Annotated in this window: 26 protein-coding genes; 19 read left to right on the top strand and 7 right to left on the bottom strand. The window is 70.7% G+C overall.

Going from position 1 to position 24,581, the window contains the following annotated elements; genetic code table 11:
- Positions 1-9: 9 nt before the first annotated feature.
- On the bottom strand, positions 10-513 hold the full coding sequence (locus tag ACQPXM_RS21850; RefSeq protein ID WP_432935910.1) for a hypothetical protein: 504 nt from the start codon (positions 511-513) through the stop codon (positions 10-12).
- Positions 514-643: 130 nt separating this feature from the next.
- Here ACQPXM_RS21850 and ACQPXM_RS21845 point away from each other — a divergent pair, with 130 nt between their 5' ends.
- The 10 genes from ACQPXM_RS21845 (at position 644) to ACQPXM_RS21800 (ending at position 12,643) form a co-directional block, all read left to right on the top strand.
- Positions 644-2,998, top strand: coding sequence for a WD40/YVTN/BNR-like repeat-containing protein (locus ACQPXM_RS21845; RefSeq protein WP_432935908.1), 2,355 nt, complete (start codon positions 644-646; stop codon positions 2,996-2,998).
- Between the two features lie 112 nt (positions 2,999-3,110).
- Positions 3,111-3,878 (top strand): ABC transporter permease subunit, encoded by a 768-nt coding sequence (locus tag ACQPXM_RS21840; protein ID WP_432935905.1) that lies wholly within the window; start codon positions 3,111-3,113, stop codon positions 3,876-3,878.
- A complete protein-coding gene (locus ACQPXM_RS21835) occupies positions 3,875-5,149 on the top strand; it encodes an ABC transporter substrate-binding protein (protein ID WP_432935903.1) in 1,275 nt (424 codons plus the stop codon). Before ACQPXM_RS21840 ends, ACQPXM_RS21835 begins: the two co-directional genes overlap by 4 nt.
- Positions 5,146-6,144 carry an ABC transporter ATP-binding protein gene (locus ACQPXM_RS21830; RefSeq protein ID WP_432935901.1) on the top strand — a complete coding sequence of 333 codons (999 nt, stop codon included), beginning with the start codon at positions 5,146-5,148 and terminating at the stop codon, positions 6,142-6,144. Before ACQPXM_RS21835 ends, ACQPXM_RS21830 begins: the two co-directional genes overlap by 4 nt.
- Positions 6,141-7,016 (top strand): carbohydrate ABC transporter permease, encoded by an 876-nt coding sequence (locus ACQPXM_RS21825; protein ID WP_432935899.1) that lies wholly within the window; start codon positions 6,141-6,143, stop codon positions 7,014-7,016. Before ACQPXM_RS21830 ends, ACQPXM_RS21825 begins: the two co-directional genes overlap by 4 nt.
- Before the next feature lie 72 nt (positions 7,017-7,088).
- Positions 7,089-7,952, top strand: a complete 864-nt coding sequence (locus ACQPXM_RS21820; protein ID WP_432935897.1) for an intradiol ring-cleavage dioxygenase — start codon at positions 7,089-7,091, stop codon at positions 7,950-7,952.
- Positions 7,953-7,987: 35 nt separating this feature from the next.
- On the top strand, positions 7,988-9,145 hold the full coding sequence (locus ACQPXM_RS21815) for a site-2 protease family protein (RefSeq protein ID WP_432935894.1): 1,158 nt from the start codon (positions 7,988-7,990) through the stop codon (positions 9,143-9,145).
- Positions 9,146-9,208: 63 nt separating this feature from the next.
- Positions 9,209-10,135, top strand: coding sequence for a tRNA (adenine-N1)-methyltransferase (locus ACQPXM_RS21810; RefSeq protein WP_432935892.1), 927 nt, complete (start codon positions 9,209-9,211; stop codon positions 10,133-10,135).
- 154 nt (positions 10,136-10,289) lie between these two features.
- Positions 10,290-12,035 carry a proteasome ATPase gene (gene arc, locus ACQPXM_RS21805; RefSeq protein WP_432935890.1) on the top strand — a complete coding sequence of 582 codons (1,746 nt, stop codon included), beginning with the start codon at positions 10,290-10,292 and terminating at the stop codon, positions 12,033-12,035.
- 254 nt (positions 12,036-12,289) lie between these two features.
- Positions 12,290-12,643 (top strand): hypothetical protein, encoded by a 354-nt coding sequence (locus tag ACQPXM_RS21800; RefSeq protein WP_432935887.1) that lies wholly within the window; start codon positions 12,290-12,292, stop codon positions 12,641-12,643.
- A gap of 58 nt (positions 12,644-12,701) precedes the next feature.
- Here the strand turns inward: ACQPXM_RS21800 and ACQPXM_RS21795 are convergent, their stop codons facing one another.
- Genes ACQPXM_RS21795 through ACQPXM_RS21775 form a run of 5 tightly spaced genes read right to left on the bottom strand, consistent with a single transcriptional unit; the run spans position 12,702 to position 15,366 of the window.
- The gene (locus tag ACQPXM_RS21795) at positions 12,702-13,568 is read right to left on the bottom strand and encodes a hypothetical protein (protein WP_432935884.1); all 867 of its coding nucleotides are present in this window, start codon (positions 13,566-13,568) and stop codon (positions 12,702-12,704) included.
- Entirely contained in the window at positions 13,568-13,771 is a 204-nt protein-coding gene (locus ACQPXM_RS21790; protein ID WP_432935881.1) for an RNA polymerase sigma factor, read from the bottom strand. The genes ACQPXM_RS21795 and ACQPXM_RS21790 overlap by 1 nt, the downstream gene beginning before the upstream one ends.
- Positions 13,690-14,196: an RNA polymerase sigma factor gene (locus tag ACQPXM_RS21785; protein ID WP_432935879.1), complete on the bottom strand. Its 507-nt coding sequence runs from the start codon at positions 14,194-14,196 to the stop codon at positions 13,690-13,692. The genes ACQPXM_RS21790 and ACQPXM_RS21785 overlap by 82 nt, the downstream gene beginning before the upstream one ends.
- Positions 14,197-14,231: 35 nt before the next feature.
- Entirely contained in the window at positions 14,232-14,729 is a 498-nt protein-coding gene (locus tag ACQPXM_RS21780) for an NUDIX hydrolase (protein ID WP_432935877.1), read from the bottom strand.
- A gap of 10 nt (positions 14,730-14,739) precedes the next feature.
- Positions 14,740-15,366 (bottom strand): SDR family NAD(P)-dependent oxidoreductase, encoded by a 627-nt coding sequence (locus ACQPXM_RS21775; protein ID WP_432935875.1) that lies wholly within the window; start codon positions 15,364-15,366, stop codon positions 14,740-14,742.
- 86 nt (positions 15,367-15,452) lie between these two features.
- On the opposite strand from ACQPXM_RS21775, the gene ACQPXM_RS21770 reads away from it, so the two are divergent.
- From ACQPXM_RS21770 to ACQPXM_RS21735, 8 genes are all read left to right on the top strand, one after another.
- Positions 15,453-15,818 (top strand): MerR family transcriptional regulator, encoded by a 366-nt coding sequence (locus tag ACQPXM_RS21770; RefSeq protein WP_432935873.1) that lies wholly within the window; start codon positions 15,453-15,455, stop codon positions 15,816-15,818.
- A 57-nt stretch (positions 15,819-15,875) separates the two neighbouring features.
- The gene (gene dop, locus ACQPXM_RS21765; protein ID WP_432935870.1) at positions 15,876-17,396 is read left to right on the top strand and encodes a depupylase/deamidase Dop; all 1,521 of its coding nucleotides are present in this window, start codon (positions 15,876-15,878) and stop codon (positions 17,394-17,396) included.
- Positions 17,397-17,465: 69 nt separating this feature from the next.
- On the top strand, positions 17,466-17,675 hold the full coding sequence (locus ACQPXM_RS21760; protein ID WP_077014019.1) for a ubiquitin-like protein Pup: 210 nt from the start codon (positions 17,466-17,468) through the stop codon (positions 17,673-17,675).
- 8 nt (positions 17,676-17,683) lie between these two features.
- Positions 17,684-18,523: a proteasome subunit beta gene (gene prcB, locus ACQPXM_RS21755; RefSeq protein ID WP_432935867.1), complete on the top strand. Its 840-nt coding sequence runs from the start codon at positions 17,684-17,686 to the stop codon at positions 18,521-18,523.
- A 192-nt stretch (positions 18,524-18,715) separates the two neighbouring features.
- A complete protein-coding gene (gene prcA, locus ACQPXM_RS21750) occupies positions 18,716-19,573 on the top strand; it encodes a proteasome subunit alpha (RefSeq protein ID WP_432935865.1) in 858 nt (285 codons plus the stop codon).
- Positions 19,570-20,232 (top strand): NUDIX hydrolase, encoded by a 663-nt coding sequence (locus ACQPXM_RS21745; protein ID WP_432935863.1) that lies wholly within the window; start codon positions 19,570-19,572, stop codon positions 20,230-20,232. The genes prcA and ACQPXM_RS21745 overlap by 4 nt, the downstream gene beginning before the upstream one ends.
- 126 nt (positions 20,233-20,358) lie before the next feature.
- Positions 20,359-21,096, top strand: coding sequence for a GNAT family N-acetyltransferase (locus ACQPXM_RS21740; protein WP_432935860.1), 738 nt, complete (start codon positions 20,359-20,361; stop codon positions 21,094-21,096).
- Positions 21,097-21,144: 48 nt separating this feature from the next.
- Entirely contained in the window at positions 21,145-21,939 is a 795-nt protein-coding gene (locus ACQPXM_RS21735) for an ABC transporter ATP-binding protein (protein ID WP_432935857.1), read from the top strand.
- Here ACQPXM_RS21735 and ACQPXM_RS21730 read toward each other — a convergent pair.
- On the bottom strand, positions 21,921-22,538 hold the full coding sequence (locus tag ACQPXM_RS21730; protein WP_432935854.1) for a hypothetical protein: 618 nt from the start codon (positions 22,536-22,538) through the stop codon (positions 21,921-21,923). The genes ACQPXM_RS21735 and ACQPXM_RS21730 overlap by 19 nt on opposite strands.
- On the opposite strand from ACQPXM_RS21730, the gene ACQPXM_RS21725 reads away from it, so the two are divergent.
- Positions 22,528-24,513 (top strand): FtsX-like permease family protein, encoded by a 1,986-nt coding sequence (locus ACQPXM_RS21725; protein ID WP_432935852.1) that lies wholly within the window; start codon positions 22,528-22,530, stop codon positions 24,511-24,513. The genes ACQPXM_RS21730 and ACQPXM_RS21725 overlap by 11 nt on opposite strands.
- Positions 24,514-24,581: the final 68 nt, after the last annotated feature.

The raw sequence follows: 24,581 nt of genomic DNA, 5'->3' as shown, positions 1-24,581 counted from the left end.
GGACAACGTTCACCTCCCGGCGCCCGTCGGCCTCGGCGCCGGCGTCTCGGTCGGGGCCGGTGTCAACCTCGGAGCGGGTGTGGCGGTCGGCGTCGGCACGGCCTTCGGATCGATCAGCACCAGCTCGACGTCCCACTGGCCCTCGCAGGCCGCCCGCCGGACGAGCGCCTGGCCGGCCGCGTAGTTGCCCGAAGTGAAGAACACCTCCGCCTCGAAGCCTTCGTTGTCCATCCCCGCGGGCCGGTAGCCGGCGGCGGTGACGGCGTCCTGGATCAGCACGGTGACCTCGTCGATCGGCTTGCTGGTGACCGCCCGGACCGTCAGATGGCCCTGCGTTTTCTCGACACCGGTCACCGTCCCGACCTCGGCGAAGGAAAGCCCGGCGGGCATCAGCGCGGTCTGTGTCGCCGGCGCGGCTTGCGGCGGTGGACACCCGTCGGCCGCCGGATCCGAACACCCCAGCAGCACGACGCCGACGGCCGCCACGACTGCCCTCAGCGCGCGTTCGGCCATGCCAGTCACTGTAGGTCCTGCGCCGGACGTCAGGTTCATTTGCACCGAACGCTGGTGGAACCCGCCGCCGCCGGTTACGGTGACGCCCACCGTGGCGTGTGAGGCGCCCCCTGTAGTACCGGAGGCACGCGTGGCCCTGCGCAAGATACCCCTTGTCCCGATCATCGCCGCGGTGGCACTCGCCGCCCTTGTCGGCCCCAGCTCCATTTCGTCCAGCGCTCCCGGCACCGGTGCGCTGGCCGCGACCTCCGAGACGGCCACCGCCAACCCGGTCGGCGCGGAGGAGTGGATGTACCTCCAGCGCGCCAACGCCGACGGCTCCATCCCGGACGCGGCGGTCAGCCAGGCGATCGCCCAGTCCGACCAGCTGGGCGTCGCGGCGAAGGGCTCACCGAGCACCGACCAGGTCTGGTCCGGTCTCGGCCCGAGCAACATCGGCGGGCGGATCCGCGACGTCGCGGCCGACCCGACCACCAAGGACGTCGTCTACATCGCCACCGGGACCGGCGGGTTGTGGCGGTCCAACGACGCCGGCGCCACCTTCGCCACCGCGTGGAACGACCAGCTGCCCCAGTCGATGGGCGCCGTCGCGGTCGACTCCCGTGGTGTCGTCTGGGCCGGCACCGGCGAGCCCGACCACGGCGGCGGTTCGGCGTACTACGGCAAGGGCGTCTACAAGTCGGCCGACGGCGGCAAGACCTGGACCAGCATGGGGCTGCGCGACGGCGACACGATCGGCCAGATCGTCATCGACCCGCGCAACGACAACCGCGTGTTCGTCGCGGTGATGGGCGCGCTGCACGACACCGAGCCGACCCGCGGCCTGTTCATGACCGAGAACGGCGGCCTGAGCTGGACCCGCGTGATCGTCCCGGGCAGCGCCTCGACCGGCGCCATCGACGTCAGCATCAACAAGAACAATCCCGACGTCATGCTCGCCACCACCTGGGACAAGATCCGCGACGAGAAGTCCCGCATCTACGGCAAGAACTCGTTCCTGTACCGCTCGACCGACGGCGGCCGGACCTGGGCGAACATCCACCAGCCGCCGCTGCCGCAGAGCGTGGACGTCGAGGGCCAGCCGGTCACCGCGACGTACGTCGGCCGGATGGGCGTCGACTTCAGCGACAGCGACCCCAACCGCGCGTACCTGATCTCCAGCACGGCCGGCGGCAACTTCAACGGCTTCTTCACCAGCGCGGACGCCGGCGCCACCTGGACCGCGGTCGGCCCGACCAGCGGCGGCACGTTGCAGTCCATCAGCGGCGGGTTCGCTTGGTGGTTCGGGCGCGTGTACGTCGACCCGGCCGACCCGCAGCACGTCTTCGCCGCCGGTGTCAGCCTCGCCGAGAGCCGCGACGGCGGCCTCACCTGGACGACGTCGCAGACCCCGCACGCCGACCAGCACGGGCTCGAGTGGGACCCGTTCACACCGGGCAAGGTGTACCTCGGCAACGACGGCGGCTTCTACTGGTCGACCGAGAACGGCGCCGCCCGCGGCCTGTGGGCCAAGACCCCGAAGCTGCCGGTCACGCAGTTCTACGCGATGGACGTCTCGGTGCAGGACGGCCGGCGGCTCAACGCGGGATCGCAGGACAACGGCTCGCTGAAGTCCTGGGCGGCCGACAACTCCGTGAACGGCGACTGGTTCAACTTCGTCGGCGGCGACGGCATGATGAACCGGATCGACCCGACCAACGACCGCAAGTACTACGGCTGCTCGCAGAACGGCGGCTGCCGCGGCTTCGTCGACGGCGTCGGTTACACCATGACGATCCCCGGCGCGCGGAAGAACTGGGTCGCCCCGCTGGAGTTCGCCGCCGACCCGCGGCACCTGTTCGGCGCCAGCGAGTACGTCAGCCGGATCAACACCGACGCCGGTCAGCGGACCTGGCAGCGGATCAGCCCCGACCTGACCGAGGGCACCGAGCCGCGCGCTCCGGGGTTCGGCACCGTCACCGCCATCGGGACGACGCCGGCCGACGCCAACCTGGTCTACGCCGGTACCGACAGCGGGCTGATGTGGGTCAGCCGCAACGCCATGGCGGCACCGGACCAGGTGACCTGGGAGAAGCTGCAGAGCCCGGTCTTCCCGGGGCGCTGGGTCACCCGGATCACGGTCGACCCGCAGAACCCGGCGGTGGCCTGGGCGAGCTTCTCGGGCTGGCGCTCCGGTGAGGACTACCCGCACCTGGTGATGACCAGGGACGGCGGCCGCACCTGGGCCGACATCGCCGGCAAGAAGATCCCGCAGGCGCCGGTGAACGACGTCATCCGTCACCCCAGCAAGAAGTCGTGGCTGTTCATCGCCACCGACGTCGGCGTCTTCCGGACCACCAACCTGGGCCAGACCTGGGTCAAGGTGGGCGCCAACCTGCCGCTGGTGCCGATCAACGACATCGACCTGCCGGCCGGCAGCTCCACGCTGTACGCCGCGACGTACGGCCGGAGCATCTGGACCACCTCGCTCGCGGACGCCAACTGAGATCCGACCAGCTGAGATCCGCGCACCTGAGATCAGCCGAGCTCTGACCCGGCAACCCGGCTCCCGACCGGCCCGACGGCCCGCCATCTGGCGGACCCTCGGGCTGGTCGCGGTGTCCGCGGTGTTTCTCGCGCCACTCGTGGTGATGGTGCTCGGGTCGCTGCAACGCCCGCTGCAGCCGCCACCTGACGGACTGGACCTGTGGCCGAACCCGGCGGAGTGGTCGAACTACTCGACCGTGCCGCGGTTCATGCCGCTGACCCGGCTGCTGCTGAACTCGCTGCTGCTCGTCGTGGTCGCCGTACCGATCACCGTGGTCGTCACCTCCATGGCCGGCCTGGCGATCGTGACGGCGAGGGGCCGGACGCGCCGTCTGCTCGTCGGTCTCTCGGTGTTCATGCTGCTGGTTCCCGCCGCGGCGCTGTGGGTGCCGCGAGTGGTCCTGCTGCGTGCGCTGGGCCTCGCCGACACACCGCTCACTGTCGCCCTGCTGGCACTGGCCGGGACGACGCCGTTCTACGTGCTGCTGTTCGCGCTGGCCTGCTCGCGGATCCCCGGCGCACTGCTCGAAGCCGCGACGCTGGAGGGCCTCAGCCCGTACGCCGTCTGGCGGCAGATCGCACTTCCCCTGGTCCGCCCCGCGGTGGTTGCCGTCGCGGCGCTGTCCGGGCTGTTCTACTGGTCCACGTTCATGGATCCGCTGACCCTGGTGTCGTCACCCGCCAACTGGCCGGTGGCGCTGGGGCTGCGGAGCCTCAGCGAGATGGAGGCTGCCCTGTACCCGATCTACCTCGCCGCCGCGGTCGTGGTGACCGCGCCCGCGGTGCTCGCCTTCGCCGTCGGTCAGCGGTCCTTCTTCGCCTCGGTGGAGCGCCGGTGAACGCCCGTCTGTCGTTCCGCGGGCTGGTCGCCGTACCGACGCTGGCGGTTCTGCTGGCTGCGGCCGCGTGCTCCGGCGAACCCACCGCGGCCGGCGAATCGCAGCCGCCCGCGCGGATCACCGTCCAGGTCGGCGCCGACCCGGAGGAGGCGGCGGTCTACCGCAGCCTCGTCTCGGCGTACAAGGAAGCGGGCGGTGGAGAGGTGGAGTTGGTCACGGTGGCTCGTGGCGACCACCTGACGCGGCTGTCCACCGCCTTCACGTCGGGCGACGCCCCGGACGTGTTCCTGATCAACTACCGCGAGTACGCGCCGTTCGTGCAGCGCGGAGCCGTCGCGCCGGCCGGACCGCTGCTCGAGCGGCAGGGCCTGAAGACGGCCGACTACTACGAGGAGCCGCTGAAGGCGTTCAGCTACCAGGACGCCCTGCAGTGCATGCCGCAGAACATCTCGTCCCTGGTCGTCTACTGGAACCGGGCGCTGTTCCGCCAGGCGGGAGTCACGCCGCCGAAGGCGGGCTGGAGCTGGGCGGAGTTCGTGGCGACGGCCAAGGCGCTGACCAAGGGACCGGTGAAGGGCGTCGGCATCGACCCGTCGATCACCCGGATGGCGCCGTTCATCTGGAGCAGCGGCGGCAGCATCGTCGACGACGACAAGACGCCGACCCGGACCACGCTGCACGAGCCCCGCGCCCGGGCCGCACTTCAGGCGATGGTCGACCTGGTCGGCACCGGCGCGACGCCGAGCAAGCAGCAGCTGGCCGCGCAGGATGTCGACGAGCAGTTCATGACCGGCAAGCTGGCGATGTTCCTCAGCTCGCGCGTCGAGGTGCCGGCGCTGCGCGAGCAGCGCGGTCTCGACTTCGACGTCGCCGGCCTGCCCGTGCTGGGGACGCCGGCGTCGGTGCTGCACTCCGACGCGTACTGCGTCGCGAGCAGCTCACAGCACCAGGACGCCGCCGCGAAGTTCATCGCGTACGCCGTCGGGCAGCAGGGCCAGACCATCACCGCACTCGGCGGCCGCACCGTGCCGTCGCTGCGGTCGGTCGCGACCTCGCCCGCGTTCCTCAGCCCGTCCCGGCCGCCGGCGTCGTCCCAGGTGTTCCTCGACGCGATCCCGCAGCTGCGGCACACCCCGGTGACGCCGGCCTGGCCCGAGGTCGAAGATGTCATCGGCAACCAGTTGCAGCGGGCCTTCCAGGACGGCGTACCGCTCGACGAGGTGCTCGCGGCGATCCGCGCCGAAGCGGACCCGCTGCTGCGGCGCCGATGAGCCTGCGGGTCGAGGGGGCGCGGAAGAGCTTCCGGGCCCACTCCGGTACGCGGGTCGTCGCGCTCGACGGCGTCGACGTGACGGCGGCCGACGACGAACTCCTGGTCATCGTGGGGCCGTCGGGGTCGGGCAAGTCGACGCTGCTGCGCGCCGTGGCCGGGCTGGAGACACTCGACGCCGGGCGGGTCGTCATCGGCGACCGGGACGTCACGGCGGTGCCCGCGGCCCGGCGAGACGTCGCGATGGTGTTCCAGGAAGGGGCGCTGTTCCCGCACCTCAGTGTCGCGGCGAACATCGGCATCGGCGAACGGGCCCGGGGAGCTCGGCGACGCGACGTCGAGGTCCGGGTCCGCGAGGTGGCCCGCACGCTCGACGTCGAGCACCTGCTCGAGCGCATGCCGGGCGAACTGAGCGGTGGCGAACGGCAACGGGTGGCGCTGGCGCGGGTGATGGTCCGGGTGCCCGCGGTCTGCCTGCTCGACGAGCCGCTCGCGTCGGTGGACGCCGAGCTGCGGCTGCGGATGCGTGGCGAGATCCGGGCGGTGCAGCGGTCGCTCGGCGTGCCGATGGTGCACGTCACGCACGACCAGTTCGAGGCGATGGCGATGGGCGACCGGGTCGCGGTGATGGACGGCGGTCGCGTGCTGCAGTGCGATCGTCCCGAGGTCTTGTACGCGCAGCCCGCGACGACCGCGGTCGCGCGCATCGTCGGACCGCTGCCGATGAACCTCCTGCCCGTTGCCGAGGGCATCGTGGTGGGAGTGCGGCCGGAGCGGGTGCGGGTGTGCCGGGAGGAGAACGAGGGCGGTCGGGTCGGGACGGTGATCTCGGTCGAGCCGGCGGGGGAGGAGTGCCTGGTCCGGGTGCTGGTGGACGAAGAATTGCTCGCTCGCTTGCCGTGGACGGCGGCGCCGAAGGTCGGCGACCGGGTGTCGGTGGCCTGGCGACCCGAGGACGAGCACCACTTCGACGCTGTCAGCGGCCGTCGCAGGTGAACAGGCACTGGCGGTCGCCGCTGGCCGTTCCGTACCTGCTGGGCTCTGTGCTGCTCGTCCTGGCCCCGCTCGCACTGGCCGGCGCGCTCGCGTTCACCGACTACTACGGCTTCCGCGCCCCGGAGTTCAGCGGCTTCCGGAATCTCGCCAGGCTGGCGGGCGACCAGCCGTTCTGGGACGCGGTCGGGGTCAGCGCGCTGATCGCCCTGGTCGTCGTACCGCTGCGGCTGCTCCTGGCGATCGGCGCCGCGCTGCTCCTGGCCCGCCGCCGGGGACCCCTGACGACGGTCGGCCGCGTCGCGGCGTACCTGCCGTCGACCATCCCCGACGCGGCCTGGGCGCTGCTGTGGCTGTGGATCCTGAACCCGCTGTACGGACCGCTGCCCGCCCTGCTCGGCGCGCTGGGCGTCCCCGACCCCGGCTTCCTCACGACGCCGTGGGGCGCCCGGCTCGGGCTCGCGCTGGTGCTGGCGTTCCAGGTCGGCGAGGCGTTCACCGTCGCTCTCGCCGCGCGCATCGCCATCCCGGCGCATCTGCACGAGGCGATCGAGGTCGAGGGCGGTTCGGCCTGGTTCGCGATGACCCGGGTGACGCTGCCGCTGATGGCGCCGGTGGTGATCGTGCTGGCCGTCCGGGACGTGGTGGTCGTCGTCCAGAACGCGTTCGTGCCCGCGCTGCTGGTGACCGGTGGTGGCCCGGTCAACGCCACCCTCACCGCGCCGCTGCTGATCTACCGCCGCGCCTTCGAGTACGGCGAACTGGGCTACGCGAGCACGCTGTCGCTGACCCTGCTCGTGCTCACCGCCGCCGCGGCCGCGATCCCGCTCTGGATCGCCGCCCGGCTCAGCGCCCGCCAACGCAGCCGGCGGTAGTTCCCAGCCGACTTTCGGCGAACCATCGGTCCGGCTCGGCACTCTGGTTCCACCGGACACGAGGAGAAGCAGATGAAGCCGCCGCACGAACACGACCTGGGACTGGTCCACGACCTGGGGACATTGCGCCGTCGCAACGTCCTGCGACTGCTCGCCGGGGCGGGCCTGGCGGTGGTGGCCGGATGCTCGACCGAGGACAGCAGTACGCCGTCCGCAAGCACGAGCCCCAGCACGAGCCCCAGCACGAGCCCCAGCACCGGCGCCAGCGCCAGCCCGGGCGGCAGCAGCAGCCCGACGACGGCGGGCGAGTGCGTCGACGAGATCCCCGCGGAGACCGCCGGCCCGTTCCCGGGTGACGGGACCAACGGACCGAACGTGCTGACCGAGTCGGGCATCGTCCGCAGCGACCTGACCAAGTCGTTCGGGTCCGCCTCGGGTGTCGCCGCCGGCGTACCGCTGACGGTCGAGCTGGTGGTCCAGGACGCAGGCAACTGCACACCACTCGCGGGCGCGGCCGTCTACGTCTGGCACTGCGACGCCGAGGGCCGCTACTCGCTCTACTCCGACGGCGCCGAGAACGAGAACTACCTGCGCGGCGTCCAGGCCGCCGACGCGAACGGCAAGGTCACCTTCCGCACGATCTTCCCGGGGGCGTACGACGGACGCTGGCCGCACATCCACTTCGAGGTCTACGCGTCGCTCACCGAAGCGACCGCCGCCGGGAAGATCAGCGCGACGTCCCAGCTCGCGCTGCCGGCGGACGCCTGCCAGGCCGTCTACGCCACCAGCGGGTACGACGGCAGCGCCGAGAACATGTCCCGGACGTCGCTGGAACGCGACCTGGTGTTCCGCGACGACGGCGCCGCCCGGCAGCTCGCGACCGTCAGCGGAAACGTCGAGGGCGGGTACCAGGCGCGGCTCACCGTGGGCGTGTAGCGCGCAGTTACCGGCGGCCCAGTAGGTTTACCCCGATGTCAGAGCCGCGTGAACCTCAGAATCCCGCCCAGCCGGCGCCCACCCCGCCGCCCGGTACCTGGGTGCTCGGTCGTGTCCGCGGAATCCAGCTGACCATGCGGTTCACCTGGCTTCCGGTCGCGATCCTGCTCGCGCTGGGCTTCTCGGCGATCATCGCGCAGCAGTTCCCGTACCTGTCCGGCGGCTGGCGCTACTTCGCGTCGTTCGCGTTCGTGGTCGCGTTCACGCTCTCGGTGCTGCTGCACGAGCTGGCGCACGCGCTGATGGCGCTGCGGTTCAGGATCTCGGTGACCGAGATCAACCTGGGCTTCTTCGCGGCCGGCACGCACATCGAGGGTGAGCGCAAGTCGCCGCTGGAGGAGTTCGCGATCTCGGTCGTCGGACCGCTCGCCTCGCTGCTGGTCGGCGGCGCGGCGTACGCCGGCTCGCGGGCGCTCGACGAGGGCGTCGCGTACGCCGTCGTCATGCAGCTCGCGGTCGCCAACCTGATCGTCGGCGTCACCAACCTGCTGCCCGGCCTGCCGCTGGACGGCGGCTGGGTGGTCCGGGCCGCGGTCTGGAAGGCCACCGGCAACATGCACACCGGGACCGTCGTGGCGGCGTGGGCCGGCCGGGTGATCGCGATCGCGGTCCTGGCCGCACCGGTGATCCTGGAAGAGGTCTTCGACCGCAACCCGACGCTGATCGACTTCGTGATCGCGCTGGCGGTCGGCTTCTTCCTGTGGATGGGATCGACCGCGTCGCTGATGCAGGCCCGGCTGCGGCGCAAGCTGCCCGCCCTGCAGGTCCGCACCCTGGCCCGCCGCGCGATCGCGGTGCACGCCGGTACGCCGATCTCCGAGGCCGTCCGGCTCGCCGCCGAGGGCCAGGCCGGCGCGGTCGTCGTGATCGACGGCGAGGGCAAGCCGCACGCGCTGGTCCAGGAGGCCGCCGTGACCGCCGTCGCGCCGAACCAGCGCCCGTGGACGACGATCGGCGAGGTCGCCACCCGGATCAGCGCCGGCCACATCATCGGCGTCAACGACACCGGCGAGGAGATCCTGGCCACCCTGCGCAAGAACCCCGCCTCGGAGTACCTGGTGCTGGACGCCCAGGGCCAGGTGTACGGCGTGCTGGCGACCGCGGACGTCGAACGCGCCTTCCGCGGCCGCTGACCGGACGGCGTACGAGCCTCGGATTCGGGGCCCGGCGGGGGTGCGAAGTAGGGTGAGCCCCTTATGTCTGATCTGCGCGATTTTCCCGATGTGGCGTTTTCCGGGGTTCATCATGGGCCGTTGCAGCCGGGGGAGTGGATCACGTTGTCCGACTCCAAGGGACGCCGGCACTCGGTGTTCCTGGAGCGTGGAAAGGTCTTCCACACCACCAAGGGCGGGATCGAGCACGACGAGCTGATCGACGGCCCGGACGCGGTCACGATCCGCTCCAAGGGCGGCGTGGAGTACCTCGCGCTGCGCCCGCTGATGGCCGACTACTCGGTGTCGATGCCGCGTGGCGCCCAGGTGATCTACCCCAAGGACACCGCCCAGATCGTCACGATGGCCGACATCTTCCCCGGCGCGAAGGTGGTCGAGGCGGGTGCCGGTTCCGGCGCGCTGACCACGGCCCTGCTGCGGGCGGTCGGCGTCCATGGTGAGCTGATCTCCTTCGAGCGCCGCGAGGACTTCGCGGAGGTGGCCCGCAAGAACGTCACCGGCTTCTTCGGCGGTGCGCACCCGGCCTGGCGGCTCGAGGTCGGCGACCTGGTCGACAAGCTGGACGAGACCGACGTGGATCGCGTCGTACTGGACATGCTGGCCCCCTGGGAGTGCGTGGACGCCGTCGCGGCTGCCCTGGCCCCGGGCGGGGTGTTCTGCGCGTACGTCGCCACCACGACCCAGCTGAGCCGTTTCGTCGAGACGCTGCGCGCTCACGGCGAATTCACCGAGCCGAGGGCCTGGGAGTCGCTGGTCCGCGACTGGCACGTCGAGGGACTGGCTGTCCGGCCGGGCCACCGGATGCAGGGACACACCGCGTTCCTGGTCACCGCGCGGCGGATGGCGCCCGGCGTGAAGGCCCCGCTGAAGAAGCGCCGGCCGGCGCCCGGTGCCTACGGCGACGACTATTCCGGACCACGCCGGTCCGAATCGGCGCAGGACACGCCCTGACGTCGCGCCATTCTGTCCGCGCCGTGCTGTATTAAGGCGCAACAGGCTCGACCAGGCAACGGTTTCATCCGCAACCGACACGTGATGGGATTCAGCTTGCCCGGCGAGGTTTTCTGGGTAAGGTCCATAGGGTCGAGCCCCACATGGTGAGGTGATGATCGTGGCTGGAGACGAGAGTCCTACCGCGGCAGAGCTGCGCAACCAGGTCCGTTACCTGGAGGCCGAGGTCGCAGCGCTGCGGCGTCGTTTGCTGGAGCACCCGGCTGACAGCCGGTCGCTCGAGAGCAGGCTGTCCGAAACCCAGGCGTCCTTGGCGAGCGTGACCGCGCAGAACGAGCGGTTGGCGGAAACGCTGCGCGAGGCCCGAGAGAAGATCATCGCCTTGAAGGAGGAGGTCGACCGGCTGGCGCAACCGCCGTCCGGTTTCGGGACCTTCCTCGGCCGCAACGACGACGACACGCTGGACGTGTTCACCGGAGGCCGCAAGCTCCGGGTCGCGGCGAGCCCCTCGGTTGACCTGGACGCGCTCAAGCTCGGCCAGGAACTGATGCTGAACGAGGCGCTGAACGTGGTCGAGGCCTGCGATTTCGAGGTCGTCGGCGACGTGGTGATGCTGAAGGAGCTGCTGGCCGACGGCGAGCGGGCGCTGGTGATCGCGCAGGCCGACGAGGAACGCATCGTCCGGCTCGCGTCGCCGCTGCTCGACGAGCCGCTGCGGGCCGGCGACTCGCTGCTGCTGGAGCCCCGCTCCGGCTACGTCTACGAGAAGATCCCGAAGTCCGAGGTCGAGGAGCTGGTGCTCGAAGAGGTCCCGGACATCGACTACACCCACATCGGTGGGCTCGGTGGCCAGATCGACCAGATCCGCGACGCGGTCGAGCTGCCGTACCTGCACAAGGACCTGTTCCTCGAGCACGAGCTGAAGCCGCCGAAGGGTGTGCTGCTGTACGGCCCGCCCGGCTGCGGCAAGACGCTGATCGCCAAGGCGGTCGCGAACTCGCTGGCCAAGAAGGTCGCCGAGCGGACCGGGGTGGAGGGGCAGAAGTCGTTCTTCCTCAACATCAAGGGCCCCGAGCTGCTCAACAAGTACGTCGGTGAGACCGAGCGGCACATCCGCCTGGTCTTCCAGCGGGCCCGCGAGAAGGCCTCCGAGGGCATGCCGGTGATCGTGTTCTTCGACGAGATGGACTCGCTGTTCCGCACCCGTGGTTCCGGGGTGTCCTCCGACGTGGAGAACACCATCGTCCCGCAGCTGCTGAGCGAGATCGACGGCGTCGAGGGCCTGGAGAACGTGATCGTGATCGGCGCCTCGAACCGTGAGGACATGATCGACCCGGCGATCCTGCGGCCGGGCCGGCTGGACGTGAAGATCAAGATCGAGCGTCCGGACGCCGAGGCGGCCCGCGACATCTTCTCCAAGTACCTGACCACCACGCTGCCGCTGCACCCCGAGGACCTCAGCGAGTTCGGCGGCGACCGGGCCGAGTGCGTCAACGGGATGATCCAGCGCACCGTCGAGCGGATGTACACCGAGGCCGACGAGAACCGGTTCCTCGAGGTGACGTACGCCAACGGTGACAAGGAGGTCCTGTACTTCAAGGACTTCAACTCCGGCGCGATGATCCAGAACATCGTCGACCGGGCCAAGAAGATGGCGATCAAGGCGTTCCTCGACGACCAGCAGAAGGGCCTGCGGGTGCAGCACCTGCTGCAGGCCTGCGTGGACGAGTTCAAGGAGAACGAGGACCTGCCGAACACCACGAACCCCGACGACTGGGCCCGCATCTCCGGCAAGAAGGGCGAGCGGATCGTCTACATCCGTACGCTCATCTCCGGCAAGCAGGGCACCGAGCCGGGCCGTTCGATCGACACGGCGACCAACACCGGTCAGTACCTGTAACTCCAGCCTCGACGTCAGCCGCCCCGGTCCGGACCCTCGGACCGGGGCGGCTGCCGCGTCGGGGCGGGACCTGCGTCGGGGCGGGACCTGCACCCGGGGCGGGACCTGCACCCGGGGCGGGACGTGCACCGGAGCGGCCGGTGCGCAAGGGGCCTGGGTCTACCGTGAGCCCTGGGACGGGACGGTCGCCGCAAAGGGGCAGGCCGGGGTTTCCCCCTATTCCGAGTCAGGGCCGGCCGCCGTACGGTCTGGGTATGGCGGCGGACGAGATGCGCAAGGACCTGCGGGCGGCAGTGGCGGCGCGGCAGGACCTGGGGGCGGAGTACGAACCCGAGATCATCGACGGGTTCCTGGACAAGCTCGACGCGCGCGCCGCCGCCCGGTACGGGCAGGGGCAGCTGCCCGAGCCCACCGCGCCCAGGCCGCCGGCCGGCAAGCCGGACTCCGACCCGGGCGGCCTGGCGCTGGCGATCGTGTCGGTCGTGGCCGGCATCCCGATCACCGCGATCGCCGCCAACATGGAAGGCACGATCGCGGTGATCATCTGCTGGGGCGGCCTGGTCGGCGTCAACCTGGCCCGCGCGGTGGCCCGCTTCACCAACCGCTGAGCCGCCGCGGAGCGAACGCTCACCCCGGCGCGACCCAGCTACCCCGGCTGGTGGACGGCTACGGCTTGAGCGGGACCGGCTTGCCGTCGGCGTCGTACGCGCGGAACTGCTGGTCGAGATTGCTGGTGCCCTCAGGAGTCGCGCGGTACTGCCCGGCGGGGATGACCGCCGTGCTGTGCGTGTAGGCGAAACCGCTCGCGACCGCACCCTGCGTCCACTGGCCGTGGCCCTCGGGCCAGACCGCGCGGGACTCGATCCGGGCGATCTCCGGCCGGACCCGGAACAGCGTCTGGAAGCTGGCGAACGACGGCTTGCCGCTGCCCTCGCTGCCGACAATGCCGACGCTGCTGATCAGCACTGCGCCGGTAGCCGGGGTCGGCTGCCTGTTCCAGTCCGTGTCCCGCACCGCCGCGCCGCCGCCGTTGGCGAAGCAGGCGAAAACACCCTCGCCGTAGGTCCCGCCCGGCTGACCGGGAGTGCTCTTGGTCAGCACGATGACGCCCTTCTGCGCCCCGCGCGAGGCCGGCAGTGCGACCAGCCGGCTCCACAGCGGGCGGACCTGCCGAACGCCCGGCAGTTTGCACGCGTTCGCGGCCCGCGTTGCCTCGGCTGCGCTGACCGGACCCAGATCCACCTGCGGGAGCCACGACCTGGGCGCCGTGCCCGGCGTACTGGGCGGCGTCGGCGTGGAACTCGGAGTCGCGGTCGGGCTTGCCGCCGGAGGCGCGGTCTCGGCCGGTCGGCCGGTGACGGCCAGGGTTCCGGTGACAACGGCAGTGACGGCGGCGACCGCGACCACCGGCGCCACCCAGCGACGGTGCTTCGGCGGCGCTTCGTCGACAGCGGACATCACCTGGCGGCGCAGGTCCTCGCGCTGGGACGGGCTGAGCGGCGGCACCGGCGGGGGATCGAGCTTGGTGGTCATCACAACTCCTCGGACAGGGCGACCCGCGACAGCAGGTCGGGGAAGCGGCGGCGGGTGCGGTGCAGGCGGGCCTTGACGGTGCCTTCGGCAACGCCGAGGGCGGCCGCGGTCTCGGCGACGGTCAGGCCGGCCCAGACGACCAGTTCGAGCGTCTCCTGCTCGTGCCGGGGGAGCTTGGCCAGCGCGCGGCGTACGGCGGACATCCGGCGTTCGTCGTCCAGCCGGTGGGCGACCGTGGCGGCGTGGTCGGGGTGGGTGGTGGGTCGGGCAGGCGGTCGAGCAGGCTGCGGAAGCGCCGGGCCGTGCGGTGCAGCGTCCGGCACTCGTTCGCGGCGACGACCAGCAGCCAGGCCCGGGCCGACGGCGCGGTCAGCGGCCCGGGCGGATTGTGCTGGAATCGCCGCCAGGTCGTCAGGAACGTCGTCTGCACGATGTCCTCGGCCGCCGCCCACGACGCCGTCCGGCGGAACGCGAACGCGTGCACGTCGTCGGCGTACCGGTCGAACAGCAGGCCGAGCGCCTCCCGGTCCCCGCCGCGCAGGCGGTCCCAGAGCACGCCGTCCCCGGGACCGGCGGGTGGACCGGCTGCCATCGGGTACTCCGTCTCGTCGGTCAGGATGATCTTCACACCCTCTGATGACCGCCCGACCGGCAAAAGGTTGCCTAGAGCTGCCGGAGGTAGTCGCCGAGCAGAGCGGTGGTGTCGGGCACGAACGGCCACGACGGGTCGTCGAGACGGGCGAGGAGGTCGGGCACCGCCATCCATGCTCCCCAGTCGACCTCTTCGGGCTGGTGATGGATCGGGCCGTCCCAGCGGCAGGTGTAGAGGTACGCGTGGTAGTTGGTGAACTCGTCGGCGTAGTCGCCTTCGGGCAGCTTCTCCAGTGCCACGCCGGTGATCCCGAGCTCCTCGGCGAGCTCGCGCACCACCGCGTCGTACGGGTCCTCGCCGGCGGCGATCACACCCCCGGCCATGAAGTCGTACCGAGCCGGGTAGACATCCTTGGTCGGCGTCCGGCGGTGTACGTAGACCTCACCCGCGGAGTTGCGCACCAGTACGCCGGTCGCCGAGTGCCGCAGGTTGTCGCGCCGCATCACCGAGCGCGGCGCCGACCCGCAGACCACACCGTCGGCGTCCACCAGGGCAACGAGTTCGTCCATGCCCGCAGTCTCACACGGTGCCGGTGTAGTGCACCTCGTGGATCCACTGGTCCCGGGGCTGCTGGTGCAGCGCCCAGTACTCCTCGGCGATGGCGTCCGGGTCGAACGCCGTACCGGGCGCCACTGGGCCGTAGACCGTCACTGTGGCGGCGTGGAGGCCTTCTGCGCCGTACGTCTGGTCGAGCAGGCTGACGAGCGCCCTGACCCCGGCCTTGCCCAGCGAGAGGCTCGCGTACGCCGGTTTGGTCTCGGGCATCCCGCCGGTGATCAGGAACGAGCCTCCGCCGTTCGCCGTCATCGCGGGGGCGAGCTGCGCGGCGGCGGTGATCGCCCCGCCGACGTTGACCGCCCAGGCGTCCAGGTGCTCGCGCAGGGACAGGTCGCCGATCCGGTCCGCGGCGATCTTGGCCGCGTTGTAGACCACCACGTCGGGCGTCCCCAGCTCGGCCACGACCTTGTCCAGAGCGGTCCGCAGTGCCGCCTCGTCGGTGCTGTCGGCGGCCACCGTGATGCTGCCCAGCTCCGGCGCCGGCCGCTGCCTGGCGATCAGCGCCACCGGCATTCCCTCCCGCGCGAACCTGCGCCCCACCGCCTGCCCGATTCCCGGTCCCGCCCCGATCACCACGACTCCCGGCATGTCCGCCCCTTCGGCTGTGTTGTGCTCGTCATCAGGGACGGTAGGCCGTGACATCGGTGTGAAGGTCAAGACGGAGGTGCGTGGGGATGCTGATCGGTGAGCTCGCGGCGCGGACAGGTGCGAGCCGCAGAATGATCCGGTACTACGAACAGCAGGGCCTGCTCGAGTCGGCCCGCCACGCGAACGGCTACCGCGAGTACGACGACCAGGCGCCGGTCGTCGTCGGCCACATCCGCAAGCTGCTGGCCGCCGGTCTTCCGACCGCGACGATCGCGGGCCTGTTGCAATGCGTACACGGTGATCCGGAGCAGCCGGTGCTGTCGGGGTGCCCCGGCATGGTCGACGGTCTGCTGGCTGAGCGTGCTCGGGTCGCCGCCGAGATCAGCCGGCTGAGCACGTCGCAGAAAGTGCTGGACACCCTGCTGGAAGCGGCCGTTCACGGACCTCGATGACGTCGTCATCGGCTCGGAGCACGTCCTTCGTCGGCGGGACCGCGTAGGCTCGTTCGCATGAGTGTTCGGCGGATCATGGGGACCGAGACCGAGTTCGGGATCTCGGTGCCTGGTCAGCCCGGGGCGAACCCGATGCTGACCTCGAGCCAGGTGGTGAACGGCTATGCCCAGACGCAGCCACTGGCGCGCAAGACGCGGTGGGACTTCGACGAGGAGCACCCGCTGCGGGACGCGCGCGGCTTCGACCTGAGCCGGGAGGTGGCCGATTCCAGCCAGCTCACCGACGAGGAGACCGGGCTGGCCAATGTCATCCTCACCAACGGCGCCCGGCTGTACGTCGACCACGCCCACCCGGAGTACTCCGCGCCGGAGTGCACCAACCCGCGCGACGTGGTGGTGTGGGACAAGGCCGGCGAGCTGGTGATCATGGAGGGCGCCCGGCAGGCCCGTCAGATCCCGGGTGCGCCCCCGCTCAACCTGTACAAGAACAACACCGACAACAAGGGCGCGTCGTACGGGTCGCACGAGAACTACCTGATGCGCCGGTCCACGCCGTTCGCGTCGATCGTGCGGCACCTGACGCCGTTTTTCGTCAGCCGCCAGGTGGTCACCGGCGCTGGCCGGGTCGGGATCGGCCAGGACGGCGCCGGCCACGGCTTCCAGATCAGCCAGCGGGCCGACTACTTCGAGGTCGAGGTCGGCCTGGAGACCACGCTGAAGCGGCCGATCATCAACACCCGCGACGAGCCGCACGCGAACCCGGACCGCTACCGCCGCCTGCACGTGATCATCGGCGACGCGAACCTGTCCGAGATCTCGACGTACCTCAAGGTCGGCACCACCTCGCTGGTGCTGTCGATGATCGAGGACGGCTGGCTGACCGACGACCTGAGCGTCGACCGGCCGGTGACCGCGCTGCACGAGATCAGCCACGACCCGACCTGCACGCACCTGATGACGCTCAAGGACGGCCGCAAGCTGACCGCCGTCCAGCTGCAGACCGAGTACCTGGAGCAGGCCCGCAAGTACGTCGAGGACAAGTACGGCGACGACGCGGACCGGCAGACCAAGGACGTGCTGCACCGCTGGGAGCACGTGCTCGACCAGCTCGCGATCGACCCGATGCGGCTGGCCGACCAGCTCGACTGGGTCGCCAAGCTGAAGCTGCTGCAGTCCTACCGCGACCGTGACGGCCTGGCCTGGGACGACTCCAAGCTGGCCCTGGTCGACCTGCAGTATGCCGACCTGCGCCCGGACAAGGGCCTGTACTTCAAGCTGGTCAAGTCCGGCCGGATGCAGCGCCTCGTCACCGACGAGGAGATCCGGATGGCCGTGTCGCACCCGCCGACCGACACCCGCGCCTACTTCCGCGGCCGCTGCATGCAGCAGTACGCCGGCCAGGTCGCGGCCGCCTCCTGGGACTCGGTGATCTTCGACCTGCCCGGCCGCGAGTCGCTGCAGCGCATCCCCACCTTGGACCCGTTGCGCGGCACCAAGGCCCATGTCGGAGCACTTCTCGACCAGTGCGACACCGCGAGTGACCTGGTTCGCACCATTACTGGGGGCGCCGCCGGGTAGGGTCGCACTAGAAGCAACGAAAGGGCCGGTTGGGCGTCTCTTTCAGTGCGGTTCTAGGAGGTGTGTGCCATGGCGAAGGACGGCGGGCAGCAGCACAAGCAGCCCAAGCGTTCGACCACCGAGGAAGAGGTCGAGCAGGTCGAGGCGTCGGAAGACGTCGCCGAGCGCAAGGAGCGGCTCGACGAGGACGTCGACTCGATTCTCGACGAGATCGACGAGGTGCTCGAGGAGAACGCGGAGGAGTTCGTCCGCGGCTTCGTGCAAAAGGGTGGGGAGTGAACCGCTAGATGACATTCGATGCCTCCGGCCGCTTGCCGGAAGCCTTCCTGACCCCAGGTGGCTCGTCGTTCATGGACTTCCTGGCCGGGCACGCGCCCGACCTGCTGCCCGGACGACGGTCCCTGGGGACAGGTGACCTGTCCAAGGACGTCCCGCACGGTACGACGATCGTCGCCGCCACCTTCGACGGTGGTGTCGTGATGGCCGGCGACCGGCGCGCCACGATGGGCAACATCATCGCCCAGCGTGACATCGAGAAGGTGTTTCCCGCCGACGAGTACTCGTGCGTCGGGATCGCCGGCTCGGCCGGGCTGGCGATCGAGATGGTCCGGCTGTTCCAGGTGGAGCTCGAGCACTACGAGAAGCTCGAGGGCACCACGCTGTCGCTCGACGGCAAGGCGAACCGGCTCAGCGCGCTGATCCGCGGCAACCTGGCGATGGCGATGCAGGGCCTGGCCGTGGTGCCGCTGTTCGCCGGGTACGACCACGACATCTCCGGCGGCCGGATCTTCTCCTACGACCCGACCGGTGGGCGCTACGAGGAGCAGGCCTTCCACAGCGTCGGCTCGGGCTCGCTGTTCGCCCGCGGCTCGCTGAAGAAGCTCTACCGCGACGGCATGTCGGCGACCGAGTGCGTGACGGCGACCATCCAGGCGCTGTACGACGCGGCCGACGACGACTCCGCGACCGGTGGACCGGACATGGCGCGGCGGATCTTCCCGGTCATCGGGGTGGTCACCGCGGACGGTTACCAGCGGATGCCCGAGGCGGAGGTCGGCGAGATCGTCGACTCCGTGGTCGGCGCCCGGCTGCAGCGTCCCGACGGCCCCGCCGCCCCGCTGTCCTGAGCCTATGGGGGTGTCTGGCGATAACCCGCCTACTGCGCGGCACTCGGCACGGTATCTCGCTGCACGGGAGCCAAGGGCACGATGCTTCGCATCGCCACCCTCGACTCCCGCACACCGAGCTACCGCACCTAGCACCTGCTCGCCACGGCGCGGAATCGCCAGACACCCCCAGTCGACGAGTAGAGGATCCACATGAGCACTCCGTTCTACGTCTCACCTGAGCAGTTGATGCGGGACCGGGCCGACTTCGCCCGCAAGGGCATCGCCAAGGGCCGCAGTGCGATCGCCCTGCAGTACGCCGACGGCATCCTGTTCGTCGCGGAGAACCGGTCGCCGGCGCTGCACAAGGTGGCCGAGATCTACGACCGGATGGCCTTCGCGGCCGTCGGGCGGTACAACGAGTTCGAGAACCTGCGGATCGCCGGCGTCCGGCTGGCCGACATGCGTGGGTACTCCTACGACCGCCGCGACGTCACCGGCCGCGCGCTGGCCAACGCGTACGCGCAGACGCTCGGCGCGATCTTCTCCTCCGGCGGCGAGAAGCCGCTCGAGGTGGAGATCCTGGTCGCCGAGGTCGGCGCGACCTCGGCCGACGACCAGATCTACCGGCTGACCTACGACGGCTCGATCGCCGACGTGCGTGGGTACGCCGTGATGGGTGGTCCGGCCGAGCAGGTCGCCGACTACGTGGGCGAGCACTACTCCGAGGGCATCTCGCTGGCCGGCGCGCTGCGGCTGGCGGTGGACGCGCTCGGGCACGACTCCAGCGAGGTCCGTCAGCTGGAGCCGGACCAGATCGAGGTCGCGGTGCTGGACCGGACCCGCACCCAGGTCCGCAAGTTCAAGCGGATCTCGGAGCAGACGCTGGCCCGGATCCTGTCCGAGTCGCGGCCCGACACGGCACCGTCGGAGCCCTCGACGCACACCGAAGGTGCGGAGGCCGTCGACGGCGGCTACGAGAGCACCGCGGACGACGCCCCGGTCGCCCCGGCGGACGACGATGCCCCCATCGCGCCGCCGGAGGACCCGGACGACAACCGCCCGCTGTGACCCAGCAGGACCAGACGCCGTCCGCCGCCGGAGCATCTCCGGCGGCGGACGGCGCTTTGCCCGAGGTCGCGACTGCCACGGCACCTGCGGCTGGTGCCGCGCGCCCGGGTGATCCCGAGCCGTGGGCGTTGCTGGGGGAGAAGACCGTGTACGACGGCTTTCTCACCGTGAACGTCCGGCAGTACCGGATGCCGTCCGGGCGGCAGGCGGACTGGGACGTCTTCGGGCCCCGGCAGACCTCCGGTGTCGTCGGGGGAATCACCGTGCTGCCGCTGACACCCGACGGCCGGATTGTCGCCATCCGCTTGTTCCGCGCCGGTCCGGATCGCATCGTCACGAACCTTCCCGGCGGGGTGATCGACCCCGGGGAGGAGCCGGCCGCCGCCGGTCGTCGCGAACTGACCGAGGAGACCGGCTACACCTGCGGCTCGATCGAGGTGGTCGGGTGGATGTGGTCGGCCGCCTCCTCGACGTACCGCAAGTACGTCGCGATCGCGCGCGACTGCCGTCCCAGTGGCCAGCAGGCCCTGGACGACTTCGAGGACATCGTGCCGATCGAGCTCACCGTCGACGAACTCCGCCAGGAGCTGCGGACCCCGGGTGCGATGACCGGCACCGACGCGGCGTACCTCGCCCTCGACCACGCCGGCCTGCTCTGACCCGCGGGCGGGAGCGCCGCAACCCGCTGGCGTCCGTGCCGCGGTGCGCGGACGGAGAACCGGCGTGATCGACCGCGGACGCAAAACCGTTTGCGACCGCGACCCGGCCCGCGCAGGATGTCGAGCGTGCTGACCACCGTCTGGCCTCTGCGGCAACTCCGCCTCACCACCGAACGGCTGGTCCTGCGCCCGCCGGCCGAGGACGAGCTCGCGGTCCTCGCCGGGCTCGCCGCCGAAGGCGTGCACGAACCGGGCGAGCAACCCTTCCTGACCGCGTGGACCGATCTGCCCCCGGCCGAGCGGGCGCGGCACGTGATGCAGCAGCACTGGCGTCACCTCGGCTCATGGACCCAGGACGACTGGGAGCTCGAGCTCGGCGTCTTCCGCGACGGCGAGCCGCTGGGTCTGGTCGGTCTGATGGGCAGCGAGTTCGCCGTACTGCGTGAGGTGAAGACCTGGTCGTGGCTCGGCCTGCGGCATCAGCGGCAGGGCTACGGCACCGAGGCACGCGCCGCGCTGTTGCACCTCGCCTTCGACGGCCTGGACGCCGAAGCGGCCCGCACTGAGGTCTTCCAGGACAACGCCGGTTCGCAGGGCGTGTCGCGCAAGCTCGGCTACCAGCCGGATGGGATCTCCCGCGACGTCCTGCACGGCAAGCCCGTCGTCTCGGACCGCCTGCGCCTCACTCGCGCGGACTGGCTGCGTGCCGAGCACCCGAAGGTCGAGATCACCGGGCTGACCGAGTGCCGGGACTGGTTCGCCGGCCCCCCAGCTGATTCCCCGCCGACCAGGCTCGATGGTGGAGCTGGCTGTACCCCGAAGCCGGGTTCTGGCTGGACTGTGTTCGTGGCCCGATCTTTCTAGCGTGAGAGGCGTCCTGGTACGTCTCGCACGGTTCGGAAGGTTGGCATCATGTTCAAGGCACGCACTGGGCGCGACAAGCAGACCGGAGGCGGCACCGCCCTGGTCGCGGACGCCCCGGCGTACGCGGTCACGCTGGACTCGGTGACGAAGACCTACCGCACCGGGGCAACCCAGGTGCAGGCGCTCGACGGCGTCTCGCTCGGTCTGCGGCGGGGGAGCTTCACCGCGGTGATGGGACCGTCGGGGTCGGGCAAGAGCACGTTCCTGCACTGTGCGGCCGGGCTCGACCAGCCGACGGCGGGCCGGGTCTGGCTGGGCGACACCGAGCTGACCCGGCTCGACGAGAAGCAGTTGACCGTGCAGCGCCGGACCCGGATCGGCTTCGTCTTCCAGGCGTACAACCTGATCCCGTCGCTGTCTGTCCGCGACAACATCACCTTGCCGCAGCGCTTCTCCGGCGTACCGGTGGACGAGGCGTGGTTGGCCGAGGTCGTGCGCGAGGTCGGTCTGGCTGACCGGCTCGCCCACCGGCCCAGCGAGTTGTCCGGCGGTCAGCAGCAGCGGGTCGCGATCGCGCGGGCGCTGATCACCCGGCCGGAAGCGGTGTTCGCCGACGAGCCGACCGGAGCGCTCGACTCGCGCACGGGCCAGCAGGTACTGCGGCTGATGCGTTCGCTGGTCGACTCGCTCGGCCAGACGATCCTGATGGTGACCCACGACCCGATCGCGGCGGCCTGGGCCGACCGTGTCGTGTTCCTCGCCGACGGCCGGCTGGCCGGCGAGCTGACGGATCCGACCGCTGACAGCGTCGCCGCGCACCTGACTCACCTCGGGGAGTGGTGACCGTGTTCTCGTTCGCCTGGAGCACGGTCAAGTCGCGCTGGACCGGTTTCGCCGGTGCCTTCATCGCCTTGTTCTGCGGTGCCGCGCTGCTGTCGGCGTGTGGGTTCCTGTTGCAGTCCGGCCTGCTCGCCGGCATCAACCCTGAGCGGTACGCCGGCGCATCGGTGGTCGTGGCAGCCAACCAGCGGCTCGCCGTCGCCGAGTCGCCGGACGCAGACCTCGGCGATCACGTACCGCTGGACGCGAGCCGGCTCGCCGAGATCGCGGCAGTGCCCGGTGTCGCCCAGGCCGTACCGGACTACTCGTTCCGCCTGACGCTGGCCGCCAAGTCCGGCGGCCTGGTCCATGGCGAGCAGGACAGGTCGCCGTCCGGACACGGTCGCAGTTCCGTTGCCCTCGGCCCCTTGTCCGTGCGGAGCGGCGCGCTGCCCACCGGCCGGTCCGACGTCGCGCTCGACCGGGACGCCGCCGCGGCCGGCGGCTATGTGCTCGGCGACCAGGTCAGGGATCGCGGTCGGGTCGCGGCCGGCGACGTACCGGTTGACCGGGATCGTCGACCCGCCGGCTGGTTCCTTCCGCGAACCGGTCGTGCTGTTCACCGACAACGTGGCCAGGCAACTGTCCGGCAGGCCCGGTCACCTGTACGCCGTGGGCGTGCTGGCGGCACCGGGGGTCGACCAGAACGACCTGGCCGACTCGATCGAGCAGCGGTTGGGCGATGCGGTGACTACGGCAACCGGCGACGACAGGGGCAAACTGGAGTTCCAGGACTCCTCGGCCGCCTCCGGTCTGCTGATGGCGGTCGCGGGCTCGTTCGGTGGGATCGCGGCGATCGTCGCGATGTTCGTGGTGGCCGGCACGCTGGGGTTGTCGATCCAGCAGCGGCGGCGCAAGTTCGCGCTGCTGCGTGCGGTCGCCGCCACGCCCCGGCAGGTCCACCGGCTGATCGGCGCCGAGATCCTGATCGTGTCGCTCGCCGCTTCGGTACCGGGCGCGGTACTCGGCTACGGGTTGGTGTGGTTGCTGCGCGCGGCCTTCGTGAGGATCGGCGTGATCCCGGCCGACTACGGACTCTCGCTGCTGCCCGTACCGATCCTGGCCGCCGTCCTGCTGTCGGTCCTGACCGCCGCGGTGGCGGGGTGGATGTCGGCTCGGCGCGCGGTGAAGATCCGGCCGGTGGAAGCACTCGGGGAGTCGAGTGTGGAGACGCCGGAACTCGGCCCGGTCCGGACGCTGATCGGGCTCCTGCTGCTGGCCGGCGGCCTGGTGATGTGCGCGGTACCGGTGTTCGTCGCCGGCGAGGTCGGCACGATCGTGGCCGCCAGTTCGTCGCTGATCCTGGTGATCGCCGTGGCACTGCTCGGCCCGCGGATCGTCCAAGCGGCGCTCACCCTCGTCGGCCCCGTCCTGCGGCGCTCCGGCGGTGCGTCGAGCTACCTGGCCGCGGCGAACCTGACCCAGAACTCACGTCGCGTCGCGAGCGCCGTCGTACCGCTCGTACTGGCGATCACGATCATGATCGTCCAGGTTTCGGTCGGAGCCGCGCAGGTGAAGGAGGCGAGCCGGCAGGCGGAGAAGGGCGTCGTCGCCGATCTCGTGGTGGCCGGCGCCGGCGCGGGGCTGTCGACCGATCTGGCCGACCGGATCGGCGACACGGCCGGCGTCCGGACTGCGACGGCGGTGACCAGAGGTCCGGCGACCATCAAGTACACCGACCTGGGCGACAGTTCGGCGCAGTCCGTCGTGGGCTTCGCGGCGCAGGGTGTGGTCGCGACGGATCTGGCCGACACGCTCGACCTCGATGTCCGCGAAGGCGACCTCGGTGGGTTGACGGGGGAGGGGACCGTCGCACTGAGCGAATCCGCGGCGCAGCAGAGCAGGACCGGCCTGGGGCGTCAGGTGGAGCTGTTCCTCGGCGACGGCACCCGGCTGACGCCGGTGGTGGTCGCGATCTATCACAACGGCATGGGCTTCGGTGACGTGACACTGCCGCGCGACGTGTTGCTCGACCACCTGTCCACGCCGCTGGACGACTCGGTGCTCGTCAGGGCCGAGCCGGAGGTCGACGCGGGCGCACTGGCCGCCACTTTGACCAAGCAGTTCGCGGGCGACCTGGGGGTGGTGTTCGCCGACCGTACGACGATGGCGGAGGCCCAGCAGACGGGTCTCGACCTCAACCGCTGGACGAACCTCATCCTGCTGGCCGCGCTGTTCGGGTACGTGGCCATCAACGTGGCCAACAGCCTGGTGATGAGTACGACGGCCCGGCGACGCGAGTTCGCCCTGCTCCGGCTGGTCGGCATCGGCCGGCGACAGGTGCGCCGGATGATGCTGTTCGAGTCGGTCGTGGTGATCGGGCTGGCGCTGGTGCTCAGCGCGCTGCTCTGCCTGCCGCCGATGGTCGGCGTCGCGGTCGGACTGAGCGAAGGAGCCACCCTGGTGCCGACGTTCTCGCCGGTCACCACCGCGCTCACCGCGGGCGGAGTGGTCGTTCTGGGTCTGCTCTCGATCATGCTGCCCACCCGCCGGGTGCTCCGTCACCGCCCGGTGGATGCGATCGGCCTGCGTGAGTGACTCGGTCTGCCGCGAAACTGTCCGGATCTGGGCAGCGCATGCTCTTGACGATCACTTGTGCGCACTGA

Source organism: Kribbella sp. CA-253562 (assembly GCF_050942265.1).
Taxonomy (GTDB): Bacteria; Actinomycetota; Actinomycetes; order Propionibacteriales; family Kribbellaceae; genus Kribbella.
The sequence above is the reverse complement of the archived record's forward strand: the minus strand, read 5'-3'. Positions and strand labels throughout refer to the sequence as shown.

Coding starts and splice junctions, on each gene's coding strand:
- ACQPXM_RS21850 (WP_432935910.1), bottom strand. CDS start 513: ATGGCCGAACGCGCGCTGAGGGCAGTCGTGGCGGCCGTCGGCGTCGTG.
- ACQPXM_RS21830 (WP_432935901.1), top strand. CDS start 5,146: ATGAGCCTGCGGGTCGAGGGGGCGCGGAAGAGCTTCCGGGCCCACTCC.
- ACQPXM_RS21820 (WP_432935897.1), top strand. CDS start 7,089: ATGAAGCCGCCGCACGAACACGACCTGGGACTGGTCCACGACCTGGGG.
- ACQPXM_RS21815 (WP_432935894.1), top strand. CDS start 7,988: ATGTCAGAGCCGCGTGAACCTCAGAATCCCGCCCAGCCGGCGCCCACC.
- ACQPXM_RS21810 (WP_432935892.1), top strand. CDS start 9,209: ATGTCTGATCTGCGCGATTTTCCCGATGTGGCGTTTTCCGGGGTTCAT.
- arc (WP_432935890.1), top strand. CDS start 10,290: ATGATCGTGGCTGGAGACGAGAGTCCTACCGCGGCAGAGCTGCGCAAC.
- ACQPXM_RS21800 (WP_432935887.1), top strand. CDS start 12,290: ATGGCGGCGGACGAGATGCGCAAGGACCTGCGGGCGGCAGTGGCGGCG.
- ACQPXM_RS21795 (WP_432935884.1), bottom strand. CDS start 13,568: ATGACCACCAAGCTCGATCCCCCGCCGGTGCCGCCGCTCAGCCCGTCC.
- ACQPXM_RS21790 (WP_432935881.1), bottom strand. CDS start 13,771: ATGTCCGCCGTACGCCGCGCGCTGGCCAAGCTCCCCCGGCACGAGCAG.
- ACQPXM_RS21780 (WP_432935877.1), bottom strand. CDS start 14,729: ATGGACGAACTCGTTGCCCTGGTGGACGCCGACGGTGTGGTCTGCGGG.
- ACQPXM_RS21775 (WP_432935875.1), bottom strand. CDS start 15,366: ATGCCGGGAGTCGTGGTGATCGGGGCGGGACCGGGAATCGGGCAGGCG.
- ACQPXM_RS21770 (WP_432935873.1), top strand. CDS start 15,453: ATGCTGATCGGTGAGCTCGCGGCGCGGACAGGTGCGAGCCGCAGAATG.
- dop (WP_432935870.1), top strand. CDS start 15,876: ATGAGTGTTCGGCGGATCATGGGGACCGAGACCGAGTTCGGGATCTCG.
- ACQPXM_RS21760 (WP_077014019.1), top strand. CDS start 17,466: ATGGCGAAGGACGGCGGGCAGCAGCACAAGCAGCCCAAGCGTTCGACC.
- prcB (WP_432935867.1), top strand. CDS start 17,684: ATGACATTCGATGCCTCCGGCCGCTTGCCGGAAGCCTTCCTGACCCCA.
- prcA (WP_432935865.1), top strand. CDS start 18,716: ATGAGCACTCCGTTCTACGTCTCACCTGAGCAGTTGATGCGGGACCGG.
- ACQPXM_RS21735 (WP_432935857.1), top strand. CDS start 21,145: ATGTTCAAGGCACGCACTGGGCGCGACAAGCAGACCGGAGGCGGCACC.